Genomic DNA, 24393 nt, shown 5'->3' on the forward strand with positions numbered 1-24393 from the left:
CTCCAATATCAAATCACTTGGATAATAAAGGCGCTTGCACAGTGGTATTTGTTGCAAAACGTATAATCAACGTTGTAATCAAAGCCTCAATCACTACAATCTCTGGTTCGATTTTTCAGTTAACGTTTGTATGCCGAAGTTAAACCAAGATAACCCTGTTCAAAGCTCCGCCCTTTCCGATATCGAAACCAGCAGTAAGATTCAATCGGCATTAGAACCGAAGTTTCACAAGCCAGAGAAACGTCTCTGCTTAAGCCCTGGCCTGTCGGATAAGCATTTGGCGCGCCGTTGGCAAGTATTGGAACACGTGACCAATAAAGATCATCTCCTTGATCCTTTCACGCAGTCACATTGCGATGCTTACTCCAACAACATCGAGCACTTCATTGGTACTGTTAATGTGCCGGTCGGCATTGCAGGCCCTTTGCGCGTCAACGGCTTGTATGCGAACGATGACTTTTTGGTTCCGCTCGCAACGACAGAAGCCGCGTTAGTCGCTTCCTACAACCGTGGCGCAAATCTTATCACCGCCGCTGGTGGCGCGAGCGCATTGTTACTAAGTGAAGGGGTGAGCCGAACACCAGTATTCGCCTTTAATCACCTTGCTGACGCCGGCCAGTTCGTCAGTTGGGTTGTGACCCAGTTTGACGTATTTCGTCAAATTGCGGAATCCACCACCTCACATGGCAAACTCAAAGACATCAATGTAAATATCGAAGGAAACCATGTTTATTTGGTCTTTGAATACGTGACTGGTGACGCTTCCGGACAAAACATGGTGACCATCGCAACAAACGAAGTGTTCCATCATATTTTGGCGACCAGCCCAATCAAACCAACTCAAGCATTCTTGGATGGCAACTTATCAGGCGACAAAAAACCAAACGCACACACACTGCGCTCGGTACGCGGTAAGAAAGTATCCGCCGAAGTGACCATTCCTGCTGAGTTGGTGGAAAAATATCTGCATACGACGCCGGAGTCTATGGTTCAATTTGGCAAAATGACCACGGTGGGTGGTTTACTCAGCGGGACAATTGGCGTCAACGCGCATTACGCAAATGCCCTTGCCGCGCTTTACATTGCTTGTGGTCAAGATGCCGCTTGCGTTGCAGAGTCTGCCATTGGAATCACTCGTATGGATGTGGACGCTCAAGGCAACTTGTACGCGTGCGTGACCTTGCCAAACATCATGGTGGGAACGGTTGGCGGTGGTACTGGCCTTCCAACGCAAAAAGCATGTTTGGATATTTTGGGTTTGCACGGCAACGGCAATGCGAAAGCGTTAGCCGAAGTCGCAGCTTCGCTTTGTCTGGCTGGCGAACTCTCGATTGTGGGCGCATTTTGTGCCGATCACTTTTCTCGTGCTCACCATAAGCTTGCCCGAAAATAACCTTTGTTGCTTTGTACAAGAGAACATCCGTGTGGTTTTCTCTTGTGCAAACCAATGGACTTTATTTATTGGCTCAATAATTTCTTGAAACTAACTTAAGCCTTAACAAACATACCAATCTCTTGTTAACCGTACTTTAGCTGTCCCCCTTCTATATCCATTGCGATATCTCTGCTTGTTACTCTTCATTGGCCATATTTAATATCAGTATCTTAGAAAAAATAGCATCAAAAACTTCTAGCACTATAGTACCAAATTCATCGTTTGAGTTTTTTGTTCACCACTTATAGCTACTATACTCGCCTATGCAGCTGCTTGATTTTCATAAATTTACTAAACAGCTCAAAAGAGCTTAATAACTCCCGTTAAATGGACTTAAATCGTTACTTCGGGTAAGCGAGTTAACTATGAGACGTCAGAAGCTAAATAAAATCTCTGCTTGGGTACTAGGATTGGCTATCTTATTGCTGAGCCATGTGCCTAATGTATCAGCACAAATACAGCAATCCCCATCCGATCAAACCGTTGCGCGTTTTCTCTATCAAACCTCTTTTGGACCAACACCTGCGTTAATTAATGAGGTTAGGGAAAACGGGTTAGAGGATTGGATACAGAAACAAATCAACCTGCCAGCAACCTACCATCAACCACTTTATCAAACGCCTTTTTCTAAAGGCCTACAGTCAAACCGCGAAAATGCTTGGTATCAAATTGTTGTTACTGCTGAAGATCAGCTTAGGCAGCGAACGGCTTATGCATTGAGTCAGATCGTAGTCGTTTCTCGTTATGGCGGCGTTCTTTCCAGCAAACCTACAGGGTTAGTGAATTACTACGATCTGTTGGTTGAGCATGCGTTTGGCAACTACCGAGACCTGTTGTATGACGTTTCCATCCATCCAGTCATGGGGAGCTATTTGTCTATGCTCGGTAGTGCAAAAGAAAATAGTGCGACAGGAACGCTTCCCGATGAGAACTTTGCTCGAGAGTTAATGCAGTTATTCACTATCGGTTTGTATGAACTCAATTTAGATGGCAGTAAAAAGCTAAACCACGCAACAGGCAAACCTATCCCCACGTACAATCAAACTGATATTCAAGAGCTCGCGCGAGCATTAACTGGATGGAAAAATTCCGACATCGCATTCGTGAAACCGATGCGAGTTATCAGTCAACGGCACGACACCGGCGAGAAGCGATTTCTAGGGAACGTGATCCCATCGGGTCTAACCGCACAAGAAGAGCTTTCAAAAGTGATTGATATGTTGATGTCTCACCCAAATGTTGCTCCATTTGTTTCAAAGTTACTTATCCAACGTTTGGTCAGTTCAAATCCAAGCCCAGAGTACGTCGCGCGTGTTGCTACGATATTTAACAACAATGGGGAAGGAGAAAAAGGCGATCTAACCGCCGTTGTTCGAGCCATATTGCTCGACCCTGAAGCATTAGGGATGACGGATACCCCGCCTATAAAAGTGAAAGAACCGATACTGGTCCTGACTAATTTTCATCGAGCATCAGGTTTTACGATTAAAGGATCACGTTACGAAGACGCAACAACGATGATGAACATCGCTAATCAAGGGCCGCTTCGTTCTCCTTCCGTGTTTAATTTTTACTCTCCAGACTATCAGCCGTCTAACGAGTTTACGGAGTCTGGTATTAACTCTCCAGAGTATGAACTTCTCAATTGGTCTGTTTATACCGATTTGGTCAACTATATGTTAACCAGCACTCGTAGAGGAGGTGGTGATTCCTACCACTTCGATCTTAACGAGTTTTATCTTCTTCTGGACGATCACCGTGCCTTAGTCGAATTGGTTAACGAGCGTTTCTTTGCTGGAACGGCTTCTGATGAATTGAAAGAGCTCATGCTCACCGCCCTGAATGATTATCGTGGGGACTATGTGCCAACAACAAAACTCGCTCTAGTGATATTTACCGCCATTTCTGGCGACGAATTCTATATTCAGGATTAGGAGTGAATTATGGATATTTCACGACGACATTTTATACAAAGCACGCTATCGATGGGCGCACTAGCCTCTCTTAGTCTGCCAGGTTACTCTCTCGCAGCGCCATCCAATGACTTTCGAGCATTAATATGTGTGTATTTAGCAGGCGGAAACGATGCATTCAACACCATACTGCCATTATCGGAGGCGCACTATCGTCAATATTCCAAAGTCAGAGGGCCACTCTCTGTCGCCAAAGAAGACATACTCCCTATCAATTTAAGTGCTGTCGATAGCTCAAATCACCCAGTGAAGCTCGGCTTACACCCAAAGTTAAATGCGTTAACTTCCGTTTTCGAACAAGGCGATGCCAGCATCGTGCTCAATAGTGGCATTCTCAACCATCCCGTCACCAAACAAGCTATTGAGCAAGGTGAAGCATCACTTCCCGAGCAACTGTTTTCTCATAATTCTCAAACAGACGCTTGGTTACTTGGTGGAATGAGCGAGTCTAAAAATCTTGGTTGGGCTGGCAGAATGTTGGATGTATTAAACTCTGAATCAGAAATAACACCGCTATACAGTGTGCATGGCAACTCGCTTTGGTTACGGGCAATGGAACACCGCCAAACCGTCCTGAAAAAAGATCGCGCAGTTCAGCTTACCGCGATTGATAACCCGCTATACAAGGGGATCTATGATCGCCTTCTCTCTCATCAAACTGACAATCCATTTAATGGTCATTTTAATTTGATGGTTGATGAGTCGATGGTAATGAGTAGTGTACTGAGCGAGCAACTCAACCACATTGCTGACGAGCCGCTGTTTACGTCATCGACGCTCGGCAAGCAGATGCAAACCGTGTACAAATTGATAGCAAGCCAAGATGTCCTGAAGCAGCAACGACAAGTCTTTTTCGTTAAACACTCTGGGTATGACCTGCACGATTCGCAATTGGCACGTCATCCAGTGTTACTTGAGGATCTCGCAACAAACCTTTTAGCAATGTATCGTGCGGTCGAACGGTTAGGGCTAAACAAGCAAGTCACCTCTTTCACTATGTCTGACTTCGGTCGACGGATGATGAGCAACGGAGATGGTACCGATCATGGCTGGGGTGGCCATCAACTATTAATTGGAGGCGCGGTAAATGGGAAACAACCTATCGGTACATGGCCGGAACTCATACTGGGCGGAAACGATGATTACTCTCAAGGCCGACTCATACCCAAAATTGCCGCTGATCAAGTTGGTTCAACACTAGCACAGTGGATGGGCGTGAGTGATAACGCTGCACTGGAATACGTGTTCCCGAACATCCGTAATTTTACTCATTCAAACCTGGGTTTTATGTCGTAAGATATTTTACAGGTAGCTGTAGAACACATCATCAAATAAGGGAGCCTCGCGCTCCCTTACTCATCTTATGTTTGCAAAGTGTCCGTTACACCTCGTCGCGACGGCGTTCGTTACACAGCTTAATGGCACGCTCAAGTAATTCTAGCGCGGATTGCTCACATTCAGGCAGAACCGCATCACTTTCGCCAATTGGCGTTACGCGGTCACCCCATTTCAATACTGCCGCACCCCATGTCAAACCTGCACCAAATGCAGCAAGAAGCATATTATCACCTGGGTTAACTCGACCTTGCTCTACCGCTTCACACAATGCAATTGGCACCGTCGCAGCTGAAGTATTGCCATAGTTTTGAATGTTAACAAACGCTTTGTCGTGTGGAATTCCAGACAGGTCACACAAGGTTTGAATAATACGAATATTCGCTTGATGCGGAATCACAACATCGATTTGTTCCGTCGTTAACTGTGATGCTTTCAGTACGGTTTTCGCAGCTAGCCCCATGCCTTTTACTGCACGTTTGAAAATTTCTTGTCCTACAAAGTTGAAATCCCAGTAACCGTTGTCTTCCGCAAAGCGATCCATACAAGTACCAAACTTTGGTACGGACAGAATATCGCGGCCTTTTGCGTCACAACCGATTTGAGACTGTAGTAAACCCGTTTCTTTTTCCGTTCTTGATAACACAACGGCGCCCGCACCATCACCAAATAGAACAGCGGTATCTCGCATTGCCCAATCGATGTAGAAAGACAATCTTTCCGCACCAATAATGATCGCGTTACGATAGTTACCTGATTGAATCAAACGTGTGCCCGTTTCTAGGCCATAGACAAATCCCGTACATGCGGCATTTAAGTCAAAGGCAGCGGCTGCACGAATACCTAGGTTCTGCTGTACCTTAGACGCGATATTTGGAATCAATGAATCTGGTGAACAAGTCGCCACAATGATTAAATCCACGTCTGTTGCATCGACGCCTGCTCGAGCTAATGCATGTTTAGCAGCAACGGTCGCCATGTCTGACGTGTTTACATGACTAATACGGCGGTTTTCGATACCAGTGCGGGTACGAATCCACTCATCGGAAGTATCGAGGAAAGTGCTAAGATCATCGTTAGAGAGCACGGCTGGCGGAACACATTTCCCCCAACCTGTAATTTCAGCGTAGTAATTTGTCATCGCAGACCTATTTATTGTTGTATTTTAATAAAATTTCTTAGAACCTTAGGCTCAAATACAAACCTGCGCTGCGTTATTTCGGCAGGTTAAAAAATAAGTATACAAATAATGAGGCTGACTGGTAAGTCATGTTTTCATCAATACGTAATAAAGGAAGAAGTCATGTCATCGTTTAAAACTCGCTGCCCTTCGTGCGGCGGTCTAAATCGTGTCCCTAATGAGCGCGTTGCCGAATCTGCAACTTGCGGTAAATGTAAAAGTGCACTTTTAGACGGCTCACCTATCGAAGGTACACAAGATAACTTTTCTGCTCTATTACAAAGTGATATGCCTGTTGTAGTAGATTTTTGGGCCCCATGGTGCAACCCGTGCGTTGGTTTTGCTCCTGTTTTCTCTGATGTTGCTCATGAGCAAGCCGGAACGGTTCGTTTTGTTAAGATTGATACCGAAGCTCAACAACAACTTGCGGCGCAATTTGGTATTCGCAGCATTCCTACCATTATGGTTTTCAAAAATGGTCAACGTGTTGATATGATCAATGGTGCGTTACCTAAAACTCAATTTGATCAATGGTTAAATCAAGCACTTACTAAATAATCTTCCACGCCAACCTTGTTTGTAGGTTGGCGTTTTTATGCAACTTATCAACCTATCTAGTTAATAAATATTATTTGTCGAAACGACTTAAATTTATCATTTTACTTGCCTAACTATTAGCCTCATATTCGCGCCGAATAACCCTTAGATTTCATTTAACTTATAGGCGCAAAACAGTGGAAAACACAGTCGTTCCTGCAGCATCACCACGAGTTACAGTTCCAGTCGTCGCACTGTCTCTTTATGCGGTGGCTTCGGGCTATTTAATGAGCTTGATCCCTCTCATGCTCGGTGAATACAACATCTCAGCAGATTACGCGAGTTGGTTGGCGAGTGTGTTTTATGGCGGCTTATTAACCGGTGCTATTTTTATTGAACGTATCGTACGTCAAGTTGGTCACCGTAACGCGTTTATTGGTTGCTTGGCCGTATTTTCGCTAACTATCGTCACACTACCCGTGTTTGCTAACGGATTGATGTGGCTTGCCGCTCGCTTTATTGCGGGTATCGCGGTTGCTGGTGTTTTTGTCATTGTTGAGTCTTGGCTAATGTCTGGAGACGAAGCATCGCGTGCGAAACGTTTGAGCTTGTACATGCTATCGCTTTATGGTGGTTCAGCATTAGGCCAGTTTGGTATTGGCGTGCTTGGCGTAAGTGGCGGCGTTCCGTTTATTGCGATCACGACGTTGATCCTAATGGCGATGCTGGTGCTAATGTTCATTGAGTGTGAGCAGCCAAACAGCCATGAATCAACCGCTTTATCATTTAAGCAAATTGCCAAACTAAACCATGCAGCAATTATTGGTTGTGTTGTTTCAGGTTTGACCTTAGGTGCAATCTACGGATTAATGCCAGTTGAGTTAACTAACCGTAAAATTAGCCATCAAGACATTGGTACATTGATGGCGCTAGTGATTCTAGGTGGCATGCTAGTTCAACCAATGGTGACCGCGTTAAACAAATACATGAGCCGCACAGTGCTAATGGCGTTTTTCTGTATTTTGGGTATTTTTTCGATCGGTATGACCTTTATTTCCTCGTCAGCCGTGGTATTGGCTGCTGCATTATTCTTTTTAGGTGCAGCTACTTTTGCCTTGTACCCGATAGCAATCAACTTAGGTTGCGAAGGACTTGATGAACGCTTTATTGTCTCTGCGACACAAGTCATGCTGTTTAGCTACAGCATCGGCTCTGTTGCTGGTCCTGTTGTCGCTGATAAATTCATGGGCCAAGAACACGGCTTGCTAGGCTACTTGTTTGCCGCTTTGGTTGCGACTGGCGTATACATGCTACTTGCTGCGAGCAAAACCAAGCAGCGTATGGCCGCTGGCCTCTAACCACGCCGCTTCTACTCAACGAAAACGAGGGCATGTCGCCCTCGTTTTTTTATTCTTCGCATTTTTGTTTAGATAAACGCTTGTGACGGTTTGACGCGTTCGCTGCAGGCTTTTCCGGTACCATGCGCTTTTCATGAAGCAAATGACGAACCGCCAAGATGGGATGTTTCAGTAACATTCTGGGGCCAGAGTAACGCATGACCAAACGCATTTGTTCTTTCGGCTCTGGTTTGTAGCAGTGAATCGGACATTTGTTACACGTCGGTTTATTCTCTCCATAAGGACAGCGGTCGAGGCGCACTTCTGCGTATTCAAGCAGCTCACGACATTCTGAGCATAAGTCACGTTTTGTTCCATGATGGTCATGACAGTAAACCTCTACCATGGCTTTTACTGTCTTAAATTCAGTGGCGAGTTTGCCAAGTAAAATATCGCTCATGCGCTATCCAAAAATCACAACATCATTGTGTAAAGTTCTAACGTGCGGCCATTATCATATTGCTGCTCAACTCGTTCAAACTCAAAGCCCAGTTTTTTGAGCAAACTTATACTACGAATATTGTCATTATTGGTGATGGCAACCAAATTATCGAGTTTCATTTCCTCTCTAGCGTATTCCAGCACTGCGGTTGCAGACTCCGTTCCGTAGCCGAAGCCATAAGCGGAAGGTAAAAATCCATATCCGAGATCATAGTGTTGTAATGTGTCACGTTTAACCAACCCACAAATCCCGATGGGTTGCCCATCTTCTTTCTTCTCTACAACGAGTAAACTCACGCCTTTAATTTGTTGCATGCGTAGCATGTTTTCTTTTATGTAACGCGCCGCTTCATATTCAGTACGAATTTGTTTGTCTCCGACAAAACGGTAGAAGTCTGGGTGGTTATAAAGTTCTAGTATAAATGGTGCATCATCTACACTCACAAGACGCAGTATCAAACGTTCGGTGTACAGTGTTTTCATTTGGGCTCCATTAAAACGCGATAGATGATTGGACATAGGAACGTACTTGAATTTTGCGACCGATACCGGCGCTTATTTAGTTGTAACTTGATAAAAAAGTAACTATCCTGCCTCGCTAAATTAAAGGACCACCACCATGAACCGCAAGAAGAAAATCAATCAGATCTTGAAAGCGAAGCAGAAGAAGCATAACGCTAAGCTACATAAGAGCAATAAGCCGCGTTATATCTCCAAAGCTGAACGCGCGAAAATGGAAGCTGAAGAACAAAACCAAGCTTCAGAACACACGGAAAACGTTGTAGACACAGCGCAGACAGATCAAGCCTAAAAGAAAAGCCGCTTCAAGCGGCTTTTTTGATATTCGGAGAGAGTTAGCTTTAGTATTCGACACTGTAGTTCAGTGTGAATGTGCGACCTCTTCCTTTGTAGTCGTACGCTGCTGCATCGTAGTGTGCTGCATAAAGAATCTGCGCACGTTGTCCCCAAGCGGTTGTGTAGTCTTCGTCAAATAGGTTTTGAATACCAAAACCTAACTGCCCGATAGGTAGTGTTACGTTACCAAGAAGATCAAACGTAGTGTATCCATCTAGTTTATTGTTTGCGTCATCTTCGTAATCAAACATCGTCTGGCTTTGTAGACGTAGTGAATAGCCATCCTGATAGTAAGCCGCCCACGCGTTCGCTTTTGATGTACTTGCTTTACCCGCGCTTAGATCTTCCCACTTACCGTTGGTTTTCAGCTCAGAAACCACATAGTGACCTGATGCACCTAACAAAATATCACGGTTTACCCAGTAGTTAATGTTTGCTTCGGCACCGTATACACGTTGCTCGTCATCAACATTGGTGATTAGGAGCGTCTTCTTGTCATACTTGATTGAGTTATCCGACACCGAGTAGTAACCCGCCGCTTGCAGTGCGACAGTATCCGTATCTAATCGGTAACCAATTTCATAGCTGTCCGTTTTGATGCCCGACATTTTTGAGTCAGATACATTAATGCTATTGTTCAACGCGTAGTGACCATTTGCATCCGCGGCATCGTAGCTACCTTGGCCGTAGTACTTTGCAGGATCAGCGAGTTCGAAACCTTGAGAGAAGTTCGCCCAAAGCTGAGATTCATCGTTAAGCTGATAAATAGTGCCCAAATTAAATAAGCTCACAGAGTAGTCAGTGCTGCCACCTGGTACCGCATCCGCTGATACACCATTACCCGATGCGATCTTCTTTTGTATACTATAGGCAACAAAATCATCAATCTTATTGTCCATGTATTGGTAGCGGTAGCCTGCTTGTACTGACCAATCTTGATTGATTTGGTAATCCCCTTGGACAAACATTGCGTAAGACGCCACATCAACATCTGGGTAACGCCCCACTTCGGCATAGGTTCGATTAATTAAGTTCCCAGAGCTGTTCGCAATGGTTGGATCGAACAGAGCCTGGTTACTTTCAAAACGGTCTAAGTACGCATCGACACCATAAACAAGTTTGAATGACTCCCAGCTTTTAGCTAACGCTAAGCGCCCAGCAAAAACTTCTGTTTTTTGTTGAGAGGCACTTTGGTAATAAGGAGTAAAGGTTTGGTCTTCACTACGGTAAGATAACTCGCCTATCAGTTGATGACCGAATACGCTGTCGTGAGCGTAGTTCGCACTTAAGAGAACTCGCTCTGTACCATGTTCACGGTCGGAATCGAACCCCTCTCGTACATCAACAAATTTATTGTTAACAATGTACAAACCGTATGGCGAATCTTGCTGGCTGTCATAGTATTGTGCGACAAGGTTTAACTTGCTGGCATCGGAGATTTGAATCTCGGTCGATCCCATAACATCGAGCGTTGAATTATACTGCAAAGAGCCCTGTGAAATGTCTGGGGTGACAATGTCGCCATTTGCGTCAAATGCACCTTGTGTCTCGGTGTACACAACCGAACCTCTAGCGGTAATTCGCTCATTACCACCCGAGATAGACTGAGCGAGTTTGTAATCAAAGTCATCGCTGCTATTAAAACCTGTAGTGCCACTCACGTAGGATTCAAACGACAAGTCATCCGAGTACGCTTTCTTGGTGATAATGTTAATAACACCACCAGTAGCGCCTGCCCCATAAATGGAGGTTGCACCAGATAGTACTTCAATTCGCTCGATGTTGAATGGGTCTATTGCGTCTAACTGACGACTAATCGGGCGAGAAGACTGTAACGAGACACCATCAATCATTACCAACATTGCTCTACCGCGAAGGTTCTGACCATAGTTAGTTCGACCACCGGTGCCGACGTCTAAAGAAGGGATGGTTGCAGAAAGAATATCACCCAGTGTCTTCCCCGCACGATATTGCTGAGCAATCTCTTCTTGGCCAACAAACCAAACCGTTCCTGGAATATCGGAGATCGATTTCGGCATCACACTGCCTACAACAACCAATTGCTCATCGCTCGGAGTCGATGTTTGTTGAAGATTTTCTGCTGCTATTGAGCTAACTGCGTATCCACTGCTCATCGCAAGTACGATGAGATTGAAAGAAAACGTCCTTTTCATCATTGTATTTATCTTTTTGTTGTCAACAAGAGCATGCAATGATACTTATTCTCACTCTCAAATCGAGCACTGTTACACAAGTTAAATAAATGTTAATTAAGAACCTTCTTGCTCATAAGCTGTCGATTTTCCTCTAAACGAGGACAATCTGCACAAAGCTTTCTGCCTTCACACTTATAGACTAAACAACAACTTTTTCTTACTAACTTTAGCGGCTGATCAGATTCCGTCTCATGAAGTGAGCGGCTATTATCAACATCCAAACCCATTGCGCTTAGCCACAAGACCGCATGCTCCTGAAGTGTCGAGTTAGTCATTTGCGGAAAGCGCTGTTGGAGACGAATTAAACAAGCCATGATTCCGTCCGACATCAATTGATGGGTGAAGCCAGGACGAATGCGTGTCCATTGACTCATCTCCTTTTGATAGAAGTCGAACAGTTCTCGGATTTGACGCCCCGCCTCTTTTATCAACGCCTCTGGCTCGCCATGTATATGCGCTTCGTCGGCGAATCGGTACCCAGAAACAAAACAAGGTTTGAGGTGCTGCGCTATCTCGCGAATGTTTGGCAACGTGTGGTAACCGTAAATAGAGATGAATGCGACATAAACTGGCTGCCAACAAAGTAAATCCCACGTTCTTGTCAACCAATATGCTTTTCCCGCTTCCGGATGAGCCTCCGAGATTTGCTGGTAAAGGCCTTGGATGATCGGGTTGATATCATTTTCGATATGGATAGCTTCTTGCCCTATCTCGCCGATATCACCGTGTAGGTAAGGTGTAATCTCACTCGAAGTTTGAAACAGTTGCGGGAAAAATTGCTCAGACATGATGGCTTATTGTTGGTGTAGTCATTCTGACACCTTTATACCCAAGCACCAATCGCAATGCAAACTATTATCCTTTGCGTTTTCATAACAAAGAAGCACTCTTAGGGTTAGTTATGAATGTATTTCCGAGTTCTGTGAAGCTGTAAGGTCTGGTTACGTATGCGATGAATAGCAACAAACTCTTAAACCTCTTCGCATTTAACGCTCACATGATCGCAAAAATACACAGCATAAAAACACCCTGATAAAACTGTGTTAACAGTTTCCCTGTGTAGCGTGAGTTATTGCCAATAATTGAATATTGCTGTTTCTTATCCAGCGGATTGTGAACAACATGAAGTATTTTCTTTCTGAATATCGAGACAATACAAAGAGGTAATTTGGCTATGTAGCCCTCTGTTTTGAATAAGGAAATCCACATGTTGTATCTTGAGTTTCTATTTTTGCTCGTGATGCTGTATATCGGCTCACGTTATGGTGGTATAGGCCTTGGGGTCGTATCCGGAATTGGCTTGGTGATTGAAGTATTCATCTTTAAGATGCCGCCAACCTCTCCTCCTGTCACCGTCATGTTGATCATTTTAGCGGTGGTAACATGTGCTTCCATTCTTGAAGCCGCTGGCGGTTTGAAATACATGCTGCAAGTTGCCGAGCGTGTGCTTCGTAAGAACCCAAAACGCGTCACCCTTATTGCTCCGTTCGTGACTTACTTTATGACCTTCCTACTTGGTACAGGTCACGCGGTTTACTCTATCATGCCAATCATTGGCGACGTTGCGCTTAAAAACGGCATTCGTCCAGAGCGTCCTATGGCTGCCGCTTCTGTCGCCTCTCAAATCGCAATCACGGCATCACCAATTTCAGCGGCCGTAGTTTACTACTTGGCGCAACTCTCTGATATTCAACACGAGATCACTCTGCTCTCAATTCTGCTCGTTACTGTACCTGCAACGCTATTCGGTACGTTGTTGATGTCACTTTACAGCCTAAAGCGTGGTAAAGAGCTAGACGACGATGAAGAATACCAAGAGCGTTTGAAAGATCCTGTGTGGAGAGAAAAAATCCTCAACACAACTGCAACGTCTCTTGATGAAGTACTACCAACAAGTGCTCGTAACTCTGTATTGCTGTTCATTGCTTCTATCTTGGTTATCGTCGTTATCGCGATGTGGCCAGACATTCGTACCATCGTAGATGGCTCGAAGCCAATCAGCATGGCAGTTGTGATTCAAATGATGATGCTCTGCTTCGGCGGTATCATTTTGCTTGCGACCAAAACTGACCCGCGTGACGTACCAAATGGGGTGGTATTTAAATCTGGTATGGTGGCGGCGATTGCTATCTTCGGTATTGCATGGATGTCAGATACCTACTTCCAGTACGCTATGCCTCAATTTAAATCTGGCATCGTAGAGATGGTAACCAACTATCCTTGGACATTCGCGCTTGCGTTATTCATTGTGTCGGTTGTGGTGAACTCTCAAGCTGCAACGGCTCGCATGATGCTGCCTGTTGGTCTCGGCTTAGGTTTGGAACCTGCGCTGCTTATCGGCTTGATGCCAGCGGTATACGGCTACTTCTTTATTCCAAACTACCCTTCAGATATCGCGACTGTGAACTTCGATACCTCGGGCACAACTAAGATTGGTAAGTGGTACTTCAACCACTCATTCATGTCTGTGGGCTTAATCGGCGTGATTGGTGCGTGTTGCTTGGGTTACTTGCTAGGGCAAATGATCATTCCTTCGTAACTAGCCAAATCAACGATAAATTAGAGGCGAGTCATTGTACGTTTCGTACAGCCTGAGTGACTCGCCTTTCTTTATTGCACTATTACTACAGCAAGAAATCGTCATCAATCGCGACAAAATTGTCGGCACAATCAATCAGAGTTTGGGATGTTAGCTTAGGTACACCATAAACGGTCACCGTGTTATTGAAGCGCTGCTGAATTCTCTCTACTAGCAGACTAAAGTCTCCATCTCCCGAAACTAGAATCACTTCCTCAACTTCGGGAGCAATTTCAATTGCATCGAGAGTAATACCCACATCCCAATCGCCTTTCGAGCTGCCATCACGACGCTGGATGTAGGGTTTAAGCATCACCTCAAATCCAACACCACGAAGAATATGGTGGAACTGACGTTGCTTGGGATCATTGCTCGCAATTGCATAAGCACGAGCACTTACCACCTCTTTCCCTTGTGTGGCAACATACCAAAACTGGTTGTAATCAAAATTGCTTCGATACGCTTCGCGACAGGTGTAATACACATTCTGTACATCAACCAAAATGGCGATTTTTTGTTTGCTTTCCGAACTCATCTATTTCTACGCTCAATTTATTTGCTGCCTACCCTATGCCAGTTTTGGAAAAAGCACAATGAGCCAATTCCACTAAACTTAACGTATAAAAAGTTATTTGGGTTTCTAGGGGAACTGTCATGGGCGGAAAGTTACTAGTGATACTGCTTTCTTGTATCTTGTCATCGACAGCATTTGGTTATCCAGCGCACTCCAAATACTGGCCACATAGAAGTGTGCTCTACTTTGCGCCAGAAAATGATGAATACGTCAAACAATTCTTGCTAGAAACACTTATGAATGAGTGTGAGTTGGAAGACAGAGATGTCGTCACGCTGGTCATTACAGAACAAGGTTATACTTTTCCTGCTTGGCTTAAAGAAGAGTTCGACCTAAAAATGCTAGCTCGTCTTTATGAGGTCGAAAAAGGCTCTCATACCGCTATTTTGCTTGGTAAAGATGGTCTAGAAAAACACCGCTGGGGCGCAGAAACAGACTGGCCGTTTATCAACAACCTCATTGATCAAATGCCTATGCGTAAGCAAGAAATGCAGAGGCAACAAAGCCCCTGTAAAATATAGTCACTTCTGGGCAGTATTACGTTGCGAACCAATCCAACTTGTTGTGAAGTTGAGTCACGCTGCCAACCACAATCAATGCTGGGCTCACGGCTTGCTCTGCCATGATCGATAGCTCGTTCAAATTTCCTTGGAACACGCGCTGCTCTGGGCGCGTACCGTTTTCAATAATGGCGCATGACATCTCAGGATCTAACCCATGAGTGATCAGCTTATCCATAATATGGCCGCTTTGCTTCAACCCCATATAGAACACAAGTGTGTTGTTGGATTGCGCTAGTGAATGCCATTCAATCTCACGGCCATCTTTTTGTACGTGACCAGTAATGAACTGAACGCTTTGCGCGTGGTCACGATGCGTTAATGGAATACCTGCGTAAGCCGTTGCACCCGCAGCAGCTGTGATACCCGGAACCACTTCGTATTTGATGCCGAATTCTGCTAGCTCTTCTAGCTCTTCACCGCCACGACCAAAGATAAATGAATCGCCGCCTTTTAGACGTACAACGCGTTTACCTTCTTGCGCTTTTTGCACCAAGATTTGGTTGATTTGATCTTGAGGCACGCAGTGAAAATCGAGCTTTTTCCCAACATAAATCATCTCTGCTGATGCATGCGCCAACTCAAGAATCTCTTTTGATACCAATCGGTCGTACACCACAACTTCAGCCGCTTGAATGGCTTTTAAGCCTTTTACTGTGAGTAAATCAGGGTCACCAGGACCTGCACCAACAAGAGAAACAAAGCCGCTGTTTAAAGATGAGTTAACAGTTGTCATATCAACGCCTATCGAAAATTTGGACATAAAAAGTAACACTCAAGTCATTAACTCAAGGTTAAAATCACTCCAAGGAGTTATTACTTTTTATAGCTAAATCAATACAATACTTATCGAAAGTTAAATGAGTTGAACAGCCCTACCTACCATAGGTAGGGCCAGATAAAAGCGGTTTATTTTGCGATTGCAGGCTCTGTTTTTACTTCTTCTTCAACTACGTTGATAGAAGGCGCTGTTTTTGCGTGAGTTAGGTACAGTGGAATACAAGTCATTACTAGACCACCAACAATGTTACCTAGGATGGTTGGGATAAGGTTGAAGTTCAACCAAGTCGCGATACCAAAATCCGCACCTAGAATCATACCTAGTGGGAATAGGAACATGTTTACTACTGTGTGCTCGAATACTAGAGCGAAGAAGATGAAGATTGGGAACCACATCATTGCTACGCGACCAGATACTGAACGTGCTGTCATGTTGCCGATAACGCCTAGACATACCATTAGGTTACAGAAGATGCCGCGTACGAAACACGTGATCCATCCGTCCATACCCATGTTTTCAAAACCAAGGCTACGCGCGGTAGAAACAGCCACAAATTTCTTCGCTACTGCGTTCAGTTCTAGAGAGAAGTTACCTGTTAGAGAGATAGCCACTAGGTAAGCAACGATCAGAGAACCAATAAGGTTACCCAAGCCTACAAGACCCCAACAACGGAAGATACGACCCCAAGTGATGCCCGGACGGTTAGCAAACTTAGCCAGAGGCGCTAGACCAAAAACACCGGTTACTAGGTCATACCCCATCACACTTAGAATTACGAAACCAACGGGGAAAACAAGTGCTCCTACAAGACCGATACCCGTTTGTACAATCGCGGTAATAGCAACCACCACCGCAAGCGAAAGAATAACGCCAGCCATCGTACCGCGAAGCAGAAGGTCTCGCGTGCTTGTATTGGTTTTCGCTTCACCAACATTGATCATGGTTTGCACGAATTCTGCAGGCTTAAAATCAGTAGACATGAATGTGTCCTTATCCAAAATTGAAAGTTAAAAAGTTAAAGATTGAATAGAGAAAGGCTTCCCGTTGACACCTGAACGCTGTCTACAACACCTCGCTTCCCTGTTCCCCTGAGATGATGCTTGGAAAGCCTTTGTCTATTGAATCTAGGTTTCAGTTCATTCCCTCCCCCTAAGAGGAGGGAATGAAAACCAAGCTTACGCAGAGATTTCTACTTCGCCGTTGGTTACGCGGGTTTTGTACGCTTTCACGCTAAAACGCTCGTCTTCCATGCACGCACCTGTTGTCAGGTTAAAGCGTTGCTTCTTAAGTGGGCTAGCCACCCAAAGCTCGCCTTGGTGCTCACAGATCAAACCGCGAGAAAGCACGTTTGATTGGAAGAACGGGTCTGTGTTGCTGATCGCCAGCACTTCTTCTGCTTGTGTTGGGCGGAATACCGCAACTTGCTGACCATCAACCAGTGCACAAACACCTGTGCCCGGTACGATGTCGCTGATTTGGCAAATCTTTTCAAATGACATAATCAACCTTCCCTTATGCTTCAGTGATCGCTACGTGTAGGATGTCGCCTTTCGCTTCAGGATGTTTTTCCGTGAAGGTTGCAGGGCGGTGCTGTTCACGCTCTTGTACAAACACAACGTTTTCATCGCGCTTGTCAGAGTTGATGAAGTGCGCGAAACGAGTCAGTTGTGATTCGTCGTTGATGGTCGCAGTCCACTCACACTCGTACTCGTCTACAAGCTTCGCTACATCAGCTTCTAGTTGAGTGTTGATGCCAAGTTTGTCTTCAACAATCACTTCGCGTAGGTAGTCAACGCCACCTTCCATGTTTTCCATCCAAACTGATGTGCGTTGTAGTGGCGCAGCAGTACGGATGTAGAACATCATGAAGCGGTCGATGTACTTGATTAGTGTTTCTTTATCTAGGTCACTTGCAAGTAGGTCTGCGTGACGAGGTTTCATACCACCGTTACCACATACGTACATGTTCCAACCTGCGTCAGTCGCGATAATACCAAGGTCTTTACCTTGTGCTTCCGCACACTCACGAGTACAGCCAGAAACACCGAACTTCATCTTATGAGGTGTACGAATGCCTTTGTAACGGTTCTCGATGTAAGAACCCAGACCAACAGAATCTTGAACGCCGTAACGACACCAAGTAGAGCCCACACATGTCTTGGCCATACGAAGTGCTTTTGCGTACGCTTGACCTGTTTCGAAGCCAGCATCGATAAGCTTGCGCCAGATCTCTGGAAGATCGTCTTTTTGAGCACCGAACAGACCAATACGTTGAGCACCGGTTACTTTGGTGTATAGGTTGTATTCTGCAGCAACGTTCGCTAGCGCACCCAATGCTTGAGGTGTTACTTCACCACCCGCCATACGTGGGATAACAGAGTAAGTACCGTCTTTTTGGATGTTACCTAGGAAGTTATCGTTCGTGTCGTGCAGCTTAACCAGTTGTGGCTTAAGGATGTGCTCACCCCAGCAAGAAGCCAAGATAGAACCAGCCAGTGGTTTACAAACTTCACAGCCGTAACCTTTACCGTATTTCTCTAGAAGCTCATCAAACGTTTTGATCTCTTCAATACGGATTAGGTGGAACAGCTCTTGGCGTGAGTATGCAAAGTGCTCACACACGTCGTTCTTCACTTCGATACCAGATTTAGCAAGCTCAGCATTTAGAACAGACGTCACTAGAGGAATACAACCACCACAGCCTGTACCCGCGCCCGTCACGGCTTTGATGTCGCCCAATGTGTGGTGACCATCAGCAACCGCTTGTGCGATCTTGCCTTTGGTTACGTCGAAACAAGAGCAGATCACTGCACTTTCTGGTAGAGCATCTGCACCTAGTGCTGGTTTCTCAGCGCCTGCGTGTGCAGGAAGGATCAACGCATCTGGGTGTTCTGGTAGGTCGATTTCGTTCAACATAAGTTGAAGCAGGTCGCCGTAGTCAGACGTATCGCCAACCATAACCGCGCCAAGCAGTTTCTTGTTGTCTTTAGAAACGATAAGACGTTTGTAGACTTCTTGTTCTTCGTTCTGGTAAACGTAACTCTTACAACCTTCAGTACGACCGTTCGCGTCACCGATTGAACCTACTTTTACACCTAGAAGTTTCAGCTTCGCAGACATGTCAGCGCCTTCGAATTTGCTTTCTGTGTTACCTAGTAGGTGATCAACAGCAACTGTCGCCATCTTGTAGCCAGGAGCAACAAGGCCGTAGAACATTTCGTTCCAAGACGCACACTCACCGATAGCGTAGATGTTCTCATCAGAAGTCTGACAGTGATCGTTAATAGCAACACCGCCACGAGGTGCCACTTCTAGCTCCATTTGGCGTGCTAGTTTGTCTTGTGGGCGAATACCTGCAGAGAATACGATGAAGTCTGTTTCTAGCTCTGAACCGTCAGCAAAACGCATAACGTTGCGTGCGTTTGTGCCTTCTGCCGCAATCTCAAGCGTGTTTTTGCTGGTGTGAACGTTCACGCCCATACGCTCGATCTTTTGACGAAGTTGGTTACCACCAGCCAGGTCAAGTTGCTCAGCCATTAGTTTTGGCGCGAACTCAACAACGTGCGTTTCTACACCCAGTGCTTTCAATGCGCCTGCTGCTTCAAGACCTAGCAGACCACCACCGACAACAACGCCTGATTTGCTCTTCTTCGCACACGCTTCGATCGCTTTAAGATCTTCGATAGTACGGTAAACAAAACAGTCTTTGCTTTCGTGACCTTTGATAGGTGGAACAAATGGGAATGAGCCAGCAGCAAGAATCAGCTTGTCGTATTGAACTTCGCGACCAGTGCTTGAGTAAACAATGCGGTTTTCACGGTTGATGTTAATCGCGCGTTCGCCGATCAGCATGTTAATACCGTGTTTCTCGTAGAAGCCTTCTTTTACTAAAGAAAGTTCATCTGCAGTATGGTGAGAAAAGTAAGAGGAAAGGTGCACACGGTCGTATGCGACACGAGGTTCTTCACAGAAAACCGTAATGTCCATATTAGACATATCAGCTTTCTCGACTAAGTCTTCAATATAACGGTGCCCTACCATACCGTTACCGATGACTACTAGCTTCAACTTGCTCATTATAATTCCTAAGGGTTAGGTTCTTATCACTGAGCTCATTGTTAATTGTGAAAGAAAATTAATACATGATGTAAATCAATTACAATTTCAAACTACCCTAAAGGGGTAGATGAACGTATTTATCTGACTATTGCGAAATAAAAAGTAATTTATTAACGGATATTGGTAGTTTTAACAAACTGAGATAACCGAAGCCATGCTAGCAACGGACTATACCGTTTTGCTTTTATGAAGTTAGGCTGACCATCGAAACCGAGCACACCTACGATAAATCCTGCTTTGCTTCTAAACGACGCACTCACTTGACTTCACCGTTTCAAGGTGATCAGAGAACAATATCTGAAGTGATTGAAAGATTTAGAAAAATCAAGCTTCATAACAAAAATTTTTTACTAGCTAAGTCGCACTATAAAGACTAAAATCGGGTTTAGTTCATATGGAATAGCGTCCATATGATTGATACCGTAATTGACATATAGAGTGCCGTCCCATTTTTGTGAGGCGGCCTTTTATTTGGGAGTCATAAAATGTCAGAAAACAATTCTATCTACATCTCAAGCTTAGATATGAACCGAATCACGGCTTTGTTGGATAAAATGCCAAACATCGCAGCGGAGCTTGTGGAATTAGAAGCAGAGCTCGACCGAGCAACAGTTCTTGAGCCAGAACAAATGCCAGATAACGTGGTCACGATGAACTCGACTGTAGAGTTTAAATTTTCAGGTGAAGATAGAACCATGACAAAGACACTGGTTTACCCTTCTGAACTGAAAAGCAGTGATGATATCTCTATTTTTGCACCCGTAGGCAGCGCACTGATCGGTTTGTCTGTCGGCCAAAAACTTGACTGGCCAATGCCAAATAATCAAGTGAAGACAATTGAAATTGTCGATATCACATACCAACCTGAGCGTTGTGGTGCACTAAACCGCTAACCCTCAGTAGTCCCGGTGCAAAGGCCTCCATTTAAGACTTTGCACCAGGAGAGCCCCTCGCTTACCCCCTATTTCCTTCTTTGTTTTCCAAGCATTTACTTTACTGCTCTTAAGTAACATCACCGATTCTTTATTATTTACCGCATATTCAATATTTATATCTCCAAGCTCAATCATAGAAATTGCAAAGTATTTTTCGTATATTGTCGCTCCGAAAACGACGTAAATTATGCGCAAAATGGAAGAATATCTAACTCGAATTGCCTGCTTAGAAAAAGAAAATGAAGAGCTGAAGCGGAAGAATGCGCGACTACAAGAAAAGTTGAATGCTGCACTCGACAGTAATGGACTGTGTTTGTGGGAGCAGCATATTCCTTCAGGTACTTTGACGATATTCAATATGCAGTGGGGAAAAATGCTAGGTTATCAGCCCCATGAGTTAACCGCGACGGTTGAAACGTGGAAAAACAATCTCCACCCTGAAGATTATGATCTTGCGGTGGGTGCATTTGAAGATCACCTAGCTGGCAAAACCGACCTTTATGAGGTAGTTCATCGCATGATTCATAAAGACGGCAGTGATAGTTGGGTCTACGATCGAGGGCGCATCGTCGAGTATGGTTCTGATGGCGAACCACTGCGCATGATGGGCACTCATATCGATATTACAAAAGAAAAGCGATATGAGCAGCAACTGGCTAAGTTAGCTTCGAGTGATCCATTGACCGGACTGTTAAATAGAAAAGCAATTGAGGAAAACTTTAATCATCAACCTCAAACCAAGCCGTCTCAGCAGTCTGCCTTAGTGTTTGTTGATATAGATAATTTTAAAGCAGTTAACGACCAGCTAGGTCATCATACTGGTGATACTCTCCTCATTAATATAGCCAATAGCTTAACAGAGCTTGCGCCAAGCAAGTCTCAAGTCGGACGCATAGGAGGAGATGAGTTTGTCGTTTTAAGCTCTTATTCAAATCAAGAAGAAATATCTCAACTTTGTGATCGACTCTTAAGTTCCATCATTCCTGTGATAAATCAGGACTTAAATAAAGTAACGATTGGAATGAGCATCGGTGTTTGTCTATTTGATAAAGGAAAACAACAGTTTAATGAAGTTTATCAAAAAGCCGATCATGCAATGTATGAGATAAAGAAAAATGGCAAAAATGGCGTTGCCTATATCCAGATATAATAAGTCTCTTGTTTTTTGAAATTAATATTTCTTTAATTTGACAATTTTCTCTATGGAATTGATAGCGTCTTATTTTTAATAAGTAATTTATATATAAAGCAAAAGAAATAACAAACAATTAAGAGTGTTGCATACTACACGGTGTAATATTACTACTGTCTTTGTAACTACTTTTGTTGCATACAATATTGTCTCTTATTATTTTTATAAAAACCACCAGTAAAAATTAGTTAAACATTATAATTCATGGACTTATAAAAACCGAAATGCATGGTTGAATTTTAACCACCCCTTCTGATAATATCTCGCCTCGTGTTTAAAAGTAATAAACACACACAAATATAAAACAAACTTTATAAAACATAATGCACATTTGATAATTACTGGTTCTATTTGGGTAGAGCTCGTTATTTATTTTATTTAAAACATTATGAATTTGTAATTTCATTTAATATCAAAATATTAAGTAGGTATATAAATTGAAGAAGGTCATCCTCCCTCAATTGGGTTTTGTTGCGTCAAATTTACGCTTGCTAGCTCTTGGCTTTGTAACCCTCGTGTCAGCATATTCTTTTTCATCAGAGGCTTATGTTGAGCAAGTGGCTAGTGGTGAACAAAAAACATTAGTTGTACTCGTCAATTTCCAAGAAAACCCTCAAGAGATCCCGATCTCTAAAGAAGACGCCCATCATGTTGTTTTTAATACCGTTAGCGACTTCTATTCGCAAATGTCCCAGGGGCAACTTTGGCTAACTGGTGATGTTGCTGGAACATTCACCTTGCCGATATCAAACCAAATTTGCGATGATGATGCTGTAGCTGCGGAAGCCAACAAAATGGCTGAAACTGCGGGATATCAACTATCAAACTATGACCGTTTTATCTACTTAACAACCAAAACTGGATGTGCATCAGAAGGCTCTGGTAGTCAAGGATTAACTCCCTCTAGAGCGTCAATAAATGCGGTTTTCGAGCCTCGAGTTATCGCCCATGAATTAGGACATAATTTTGGATTGCATCACGCTTCCGCACTCGACTGTAAAGACGGTACGTTGGCTGGTGATTGCCGTGTCATAGAGTACGGTGATAGCTACGATACGATGGGTAACTACGATATGGGTTACTTTAGCGCCTTCCAACTGGAAAACTTAGGGTGGCAGACCTCCCCTGCTCAAATCATTTCTAGTGATGGTGTTTACTCTATTGATGCCTATGAAGACTTTGAAAGTACTTCATCAAAAGTTTTAAAAATCCCAAGAGGTACCGATCCAATTACAGGCCAGCGCCAATGGTTTTACGTTGAATATCGACAAGCTCTTGGCTACGACAGCTTTTTACGTGACCGTTCGTACATCGTATACCGCCAAGATGTGACAGAAGGTGTGGTTGTGCGCCTAGCGACAGACGGTGATCTTAAAAGTAGCCGCTTGCTACACATGAAGCCTGACTCCACTTTCAGACAATTATTTGGGAGTAATGACTGGGAAGACCCCGCTCTTCCAATCGGTGGAACATTCACCGATCCAAAAACAGGCGTGTCGATTACTTTGGAAAGTGCTAATGGTCAAAACGCACAGGTCAGTGTCATATTTGGTGGTGAATCAGGGCAATGCGTTGCGACATCGCCTCTACTCTCTCTAACCCCACTTTCAGGTTCTGATGCTAATGCCGGAGAAACATTAGCGTATAATCTAAAAGTGACGAACCAGAACAATACAGAATGTGCAGACGCGACCTATACAACAGCTTTAAGCGTTCCTGACGGATGGAATTATGACGCAAGTGCCTTGACGGTTCCTTCCGGCATGAGTGCAGAAACGACGGTCATGGTTACGTCAAACAGCGATGCTCAACCGAACTCTTACAGCATAGCCGTTGACGTTATAGATGCTGAAAATGAACAATCAGCCAAAACCGAGCTACCTTACACAGTGTTATCTGAGTCAACGTCACCACTTGAAGCGGTGAATGATAGCGTAACGATCAGTGATAAATCCGTCGTTCGCATCCAACAGTTAAATAATGACTCATTTGAACAATCGACTTCTCTTGCAATTACGGTCGCTAAGCCAAACAAAGGCAGCGCCCGTGTACTGAGCGATGGCTCCATTGAATACATACCTTCGAAGAAGTTTAAGAATAATGATTCATTTACTTATACGATCAGTGACGGTCAATCTTCTTCAACCGCGACGATTAGCATCACCTTACAATCGAGTTCTGGTGGGAATGGTGGTGGAAACGGTAAAGGGAAACCGAACTAAATCACGCAATTCAATATGAAAAAGCCTGGAGAATACTCCAGGCTTTTTATTCACAAGACGTCA

The 24393-nt window shown here is 44.3% G+C and carries 21 protein-coding genes; 11 read left to right on the top strand and 10 right to left on the bottom strand.

Annotated features, from left to right (window positions below; translation table 11 throughout):
- Positions 1–130 precede the first annotated feature (130 nt).
- The 3 genes from NL626_RS05845 (at position 131) to NL626_RS05855 (ending at position 4704) form a co-directional block, all read left to right on the top strand.
- Positions 131–1393: a hydroxymethylglutaryl-CoA reductase gene (locus NL626_RS05845; RefSeq protein WP_005376082.1), complete on the top strand. Its 1263-nt coding sequence runs from the start codon at positions 131–133 to the stop codon at positions 1391–1393.
- 407 nt (positions 1394–1800) lie between these two features.
- Complete coding sequence (locus NL626_RS05850) at positions 1801–3369, top strand: DUF1800 family protein (protein WP_253657104.1); 1569 nt, start codon at positions 1801–1803, stop codon at positions 3367–3369.
- Positions 3370–3378: 9 nt separating this feature from the next.
- A complete protein-coding gene (locus tag NL626_RS05855; RefSeq protein ID WP_213867731.1) occupies positions 3379–4704 on the top strand; it encodes a DUF1501 domain-containing protein in 1326 nt (441 codons plus the stop codon).
- 85 nt (positions 4705–4789) lie between these two features.
- On the opposite strand, the gene NL626_RS05860 is transcribed toward NL626_RS05855, so the two are convergent.
- Complete coding sequence (locus NL626_RS05860; protein ID WP_005387993.1) at positions 4790–5884, bottom strand: ketoacyl-ACP synthase III; 1095 nt, start codon at positions 5882–5884, stop codon at positions 4790–4792.
- 162 nt (positions 5885–6046) lie between these two features.
- Here NL626_RS05860 and trxC point away from each other — a divergent pair, with 162 nt between their 5' ends.
- Positions 6047–6481: a thioredoxin TrxC gene (gene trxC, locus NL626_RS05865; protein ID WP_213867732.1), complete on the top strand. Its 435-nt coding sequence runs from the start codon at positions 6047–6049 to the stop codon at positions 6479–6481.
- Positions 6482–6657: 176 nt separating this feature from the next.
- The gene (locus NL626_RS05870) at positions 6658–7818 is read left to right on the top strand and encodes an MFS transporter (protein WP_033907039.1); all 1161 of its coding nucleotides are present in this window, start codon (positions 6658–6660) and stop codon (positions 7816–7818) included.
- 49 nt (positions 7819–7867) lie between these two features.
- Here NL626_RS05870 and NL626_RS05875 read toward each other — a convergent pair whose 3' ends face one another.
- Both NL626_RS05875 and NL626_RS05880 read right to left on the bottom strand, forming a co-directional pair.
- On the bottom strand, positions 7868–8257 hold the full coding sequence (locus NL626_RS05875; RefSeq protein ID WP_005387988.1) for a nitrous oxide-stimulated promoter family protein: 390 nt from the start codon (positions 8255–8257) through the stop codon (positions 7868–7870).
- Positions 8258–8271: 14 nt separating this feature from the next.
- Positions 8272–8781, bottom strand: coding sequence for a GNAT family N-acetyltransferase (locus tag NL626_RS05880; RefSeq protein ID WP_054865303.1), 510 nt, complete (start codon positions 8779–8781; stop codon positions 8272–8274).
- A gap of 136 nt (positions 8782–8917) precedes the next feature.
- On the opposite strand from NL626_RS05880, the gene NL626_RS05885 reads away from it, so the two are divergent.
- Positions 8918–9109: a DUF2986 domain-containing protein gene (locus NL626_RS05885; protein WP_005376066.1), complete on the top strand. Its 192-nt coding sequence runs from the start codon at positions 8918–8920 to the stop codon at positions 9107–9109.
- A 49-nt stretch (positions 9110–9158) separates the two neighbouring features.
- Here NL626_RS05885 and NL626_RS05890 read toward each other — a convergent pair whose 3' ends face one another.
- On the bottom strand, positions 9159–11330 hold the full coding sequence (locus NL626_RS05890; RefSeq protein ID WP_005387982.1) for a TonB-dependent receptor: 2172 nt from the start codon (positions 11328–11330) through the stop codon (positions 9159–9161).
- An 89-nt stretch (positions 11331–11419) separates the two neighbouring features.
- Positions 11420–12157 (bottom strand): siderophore ferric iron reductase, encoded by a 738-nt coding sequence (locus tag NL626_RS05895; protein ID WP_005387980.1) that lies wholly within the window; start codon positions 12155–12157, stop codon positions 11420–11422.
- Between the two features lie 419 nt (positions 12158–12576).
- Between NL626_RS05895 and NL626_RS05900 the strand changes: the two genes are divergently transcribed.
- A complete protein-coding gene (locus tag NL626_RS05900; RefSeq protein WP_005376060.1) occupies positions 12577–13908 on the top strand; it encodes an anaerobic C4-dicarboxylate transporter in 1332 nt (443 codons plus the stop codon).
- A gap of 85 nt (positions 13909–13993) precedes the next feature.
- Here NL626_RS05900 and NL626_RS05905 read toward each other — a convergent pair whose 3' ends face one another.
- Positions 13994–14482, bottom strand: a complete 489-nt coding sequence (locus tag NL626_RS05905; protein WP_005376059.1) for an NYN domain-containing protein — start codon at positions 14480–14482, stop codon at positions 13994–13996.
- 119 nt (positions 14483–14601) lie between these two features.
- On the opposite strand from NL626_RS05905, the gene NL626_RS05910 reads away from it, so the two are divergent.
- Positions 14602–15042, top strand: coding sequence for a DUF4174 domain-containing protein (locus NL626_RS05910; RefSeq protein WP_005376058.1), 441 nt, complete (start codon positions 14602–14604; stop codon positions 15040–15042).
- Positions 15043–15058: 16 nt separating this feature from the next.
- Here NL626_RS05910 and cobA read toward each other — a convergent pair whose 3' ends face one another.
- The 4 genes from cobA to nirB all read right to left on the bottom strand — a co-directional run bounded on the left by cobA (position 15059) and on the right by nirB (position 19939).
- Positions 15059–15817, bottom strand: a complete 759-nt coding sequence (gene cobA / locus NL626_RS05915; protein ID WP_167416015.1) for a uroporphyrinogen-III C-methyltransferase — start codon at positions 15815–15817, stop codon at positions 15059–15061.
- A gap of 173 nt (positions 15818–15990) precedes the next feature.
- Positions 15991–16842 (bottom strand): formate/nitrite transporter family protein, encoded by an 852-nt coding sequence (locus NL626_RS05920; RefSeq protein WP_033907034.1) that lies wholly within the window; start codon positions 16840–16842, stop codon positions 15991–15993.
- Positions 16843–17037: 195 nt separating this feature from the next.
- Positions 17038–17361 (bottom strand): nitrite reductase small subunit NirD, encoded by a 324-nt coding sequence (nirD, locus tag NL626_RS05925; protein WP_005387969.1) that lies wholly within the window; start codon positions 17359–17361, stop codon positions 17038–17040.
- Positions 17362–17374: 13 nt separating this feature from the next.
- Positions 17375–19939: a nitrite reductase large subunit NirB gene (gene nirB, locus NL626_RS05930; RefSeq protein ID WP_253657105.1), complete on the bottom strand. Its 2565-nt coding sequence runs from the start codon at positions 19937–19939 to the stop codon at positions 17375–17377.
- A gap of 527 nt (positions 19940–20466) precedes the next feature.
- On the opposite strand from nirB, the gene rnk reads away from it, so the two are divergent.
- The 3 genes from rnk (at position 20467) to NL626_RS05945 (ending at position 24330) form a co-directional block, all read left to right on the top strand.
- Complete coding sequence (gene rnk, locus NL626_RS05935; protein WP_005390213.1) at positions 20467–20874, top strand: nucleoside diphosphate kinase regulator; 408 nt, start codon at positions 20467–20469, stop codon at positions 20872–20874.
- A gap of 238 nt (positions 20875–21112) precedes the next feature.
- On the top strand, positions 21113–22066 hold the full coding sequence (locus tag NL626_RS05940) for a sensor domain-containing diguanylate cyclase (protein ID WP_137283133.1): 954 nt from the start codon (positions 21113–21115) through the stop codon (positions 22064–22066).
- 479 nt (positions 22067–22545) lie between these two features.
- Complete coding sequence (locus NL626_RS05945) at positions 22546–24330, top strand: Ig-like domain-containing protein (protein WP_253657106.1); 1785 nt, start codon at positions 22546–22548, stop codon at positions 24328–24330.
- The last annotated feature ends 63 nt before the right edge of the window (positions 24331–24393 follow it).

This window comes from Vibrio sp. Y58_MX_L22, from assembly GCF_024181865.1.
Taxonomy (GTDB): domain Bacteria; phylum Pseudomonadota; class Gammaproteobacteria; order Enterobacterales; family Vibrionaceae; genus Vibrio; species Vibrio alginolyticus.

Coding starts and splice junctions, on each gene's coding strand:
- NL626_RS05845 (WP_005376082.1), top strand. CDS start 131: ATGCCGAAGTTAAACCAAGATAACCCTGTTCAAAGCTCCGCCCTTTCC.
- NL626_RS05850 (WP_253657104.1), top strand. CDS start 1,801: ATGAGACGTCAGAAGCTAAATAAAATCTCTGCTTGGGTACTAGGATTG.
- NL626_RS05855 (WP_213867731.1), top strand. CDS start 3,379: ATGGATATTTCACGACGACATTTTATACAAAGCACGCTATCGATGGGC.
- NL626_RS05860 (WP_005387993.1), bottom strand. CDS start 5,884: ATGACAAATTACTACGCTGAAATTACAGGTTGGGGGAAATGTGTTCCG.
- trxC (WP_213867732.1), top strand. CDS start 6,047: ATGTCATCGTTTAAAACTCGCTGCCCTTCGTGCGGCGGTCTAAATCGT.
- NL626_RS05875 (WP_005387988.1), bottom strand. CDS start 8,257: ATGAGCGATATTTTACTTGGCAAACTCGCCACTGAATTTAAGACAGTA.
- NL626_RS05880 (WP_054865303.1), bottom strand. CDS start 8,781: ATGAAAACACTGTACACCGAACGTTTGATACTGCGTCTTGTGAGTGTA.
- NL626_RS05885 (WP_005376066.1), top strand. CDS start 8,918: ATGAACCGCAAGAAGAAAATCAATCAGATCTTGAAAGCGAAGCAGAAG.
- NL626_RS05890 (WP_005387982.1), bottom strand. CDS start 11,330: ATGATGAAAAGGACGTTTTCTTTCAATCTCATCGTACTTGCGATGAGC.
- NL626_RS05895 (WP_005387980.1), bottom strand. CDS start 12,157: ATGTCTGAGCAATTTTTCCCGCAACTGTTTCAAACTTCGAGTGAGATT.
- NL626_RS05900 (WP_005376060.1), top strand. CDS start 12,577: ATGTTGTATCTTGAGTTTCTATTTTTGCTCGTGATGCTGTATATCGGC.
- NL626_RS05905 (WP_005376059.1), bottom strand. CDS start 14,482: ATGAGTTCGGAAAGCAAACAAAAAATCGCCATTTTGGTTGATGTACAG.
- NL626_RS05910 (WP_005376058.1), top strand. CDS start 14,602: ATGGGCGGAAAGTTACTAGTGATACTGCTTTCTTGTATCTTGTCATCG.
- cobA (WP_167416015.1), bottom strand. CDS start 15,817: ATGACAACTGTTAACTCATCTTTAAACAGCGGCTTTGTTTCTCTTGTT.
- NL626_RS05920 (WP_033907034.1), bottom strand. CDS start 16,842: ATGTCTACTGATTTTAAGCCTGCAGAATTCGTGCAAACCATGATCAAT.
- nirD (WP_005387969.1), bottom strand. CDS start 17,361: ATGTCATTTGAAAAGATTTGCCAAATCAGCGACATCGTACCGGGCACA.
- nirB (WP_253657105.1), bottom strand. CDS start 19,939: ATGAGCAAGTTGAAGCTAGTAGTCATCGGTAACGGTATGGTAGGGCAC.
- rnk (WP_005390213.1), top strand. CDS start 20,467: ATGTCAGAAAACAATTCTATCTACATCTCAAGCTTAGATATGAACCGA.
- NL626_RS05940 (WP_137283133.1), top strand. CDS start 21,113: ATGGAAGAATATCTAACTCGAATTGCCTGCTTAGAAAAAGAAAATGAA.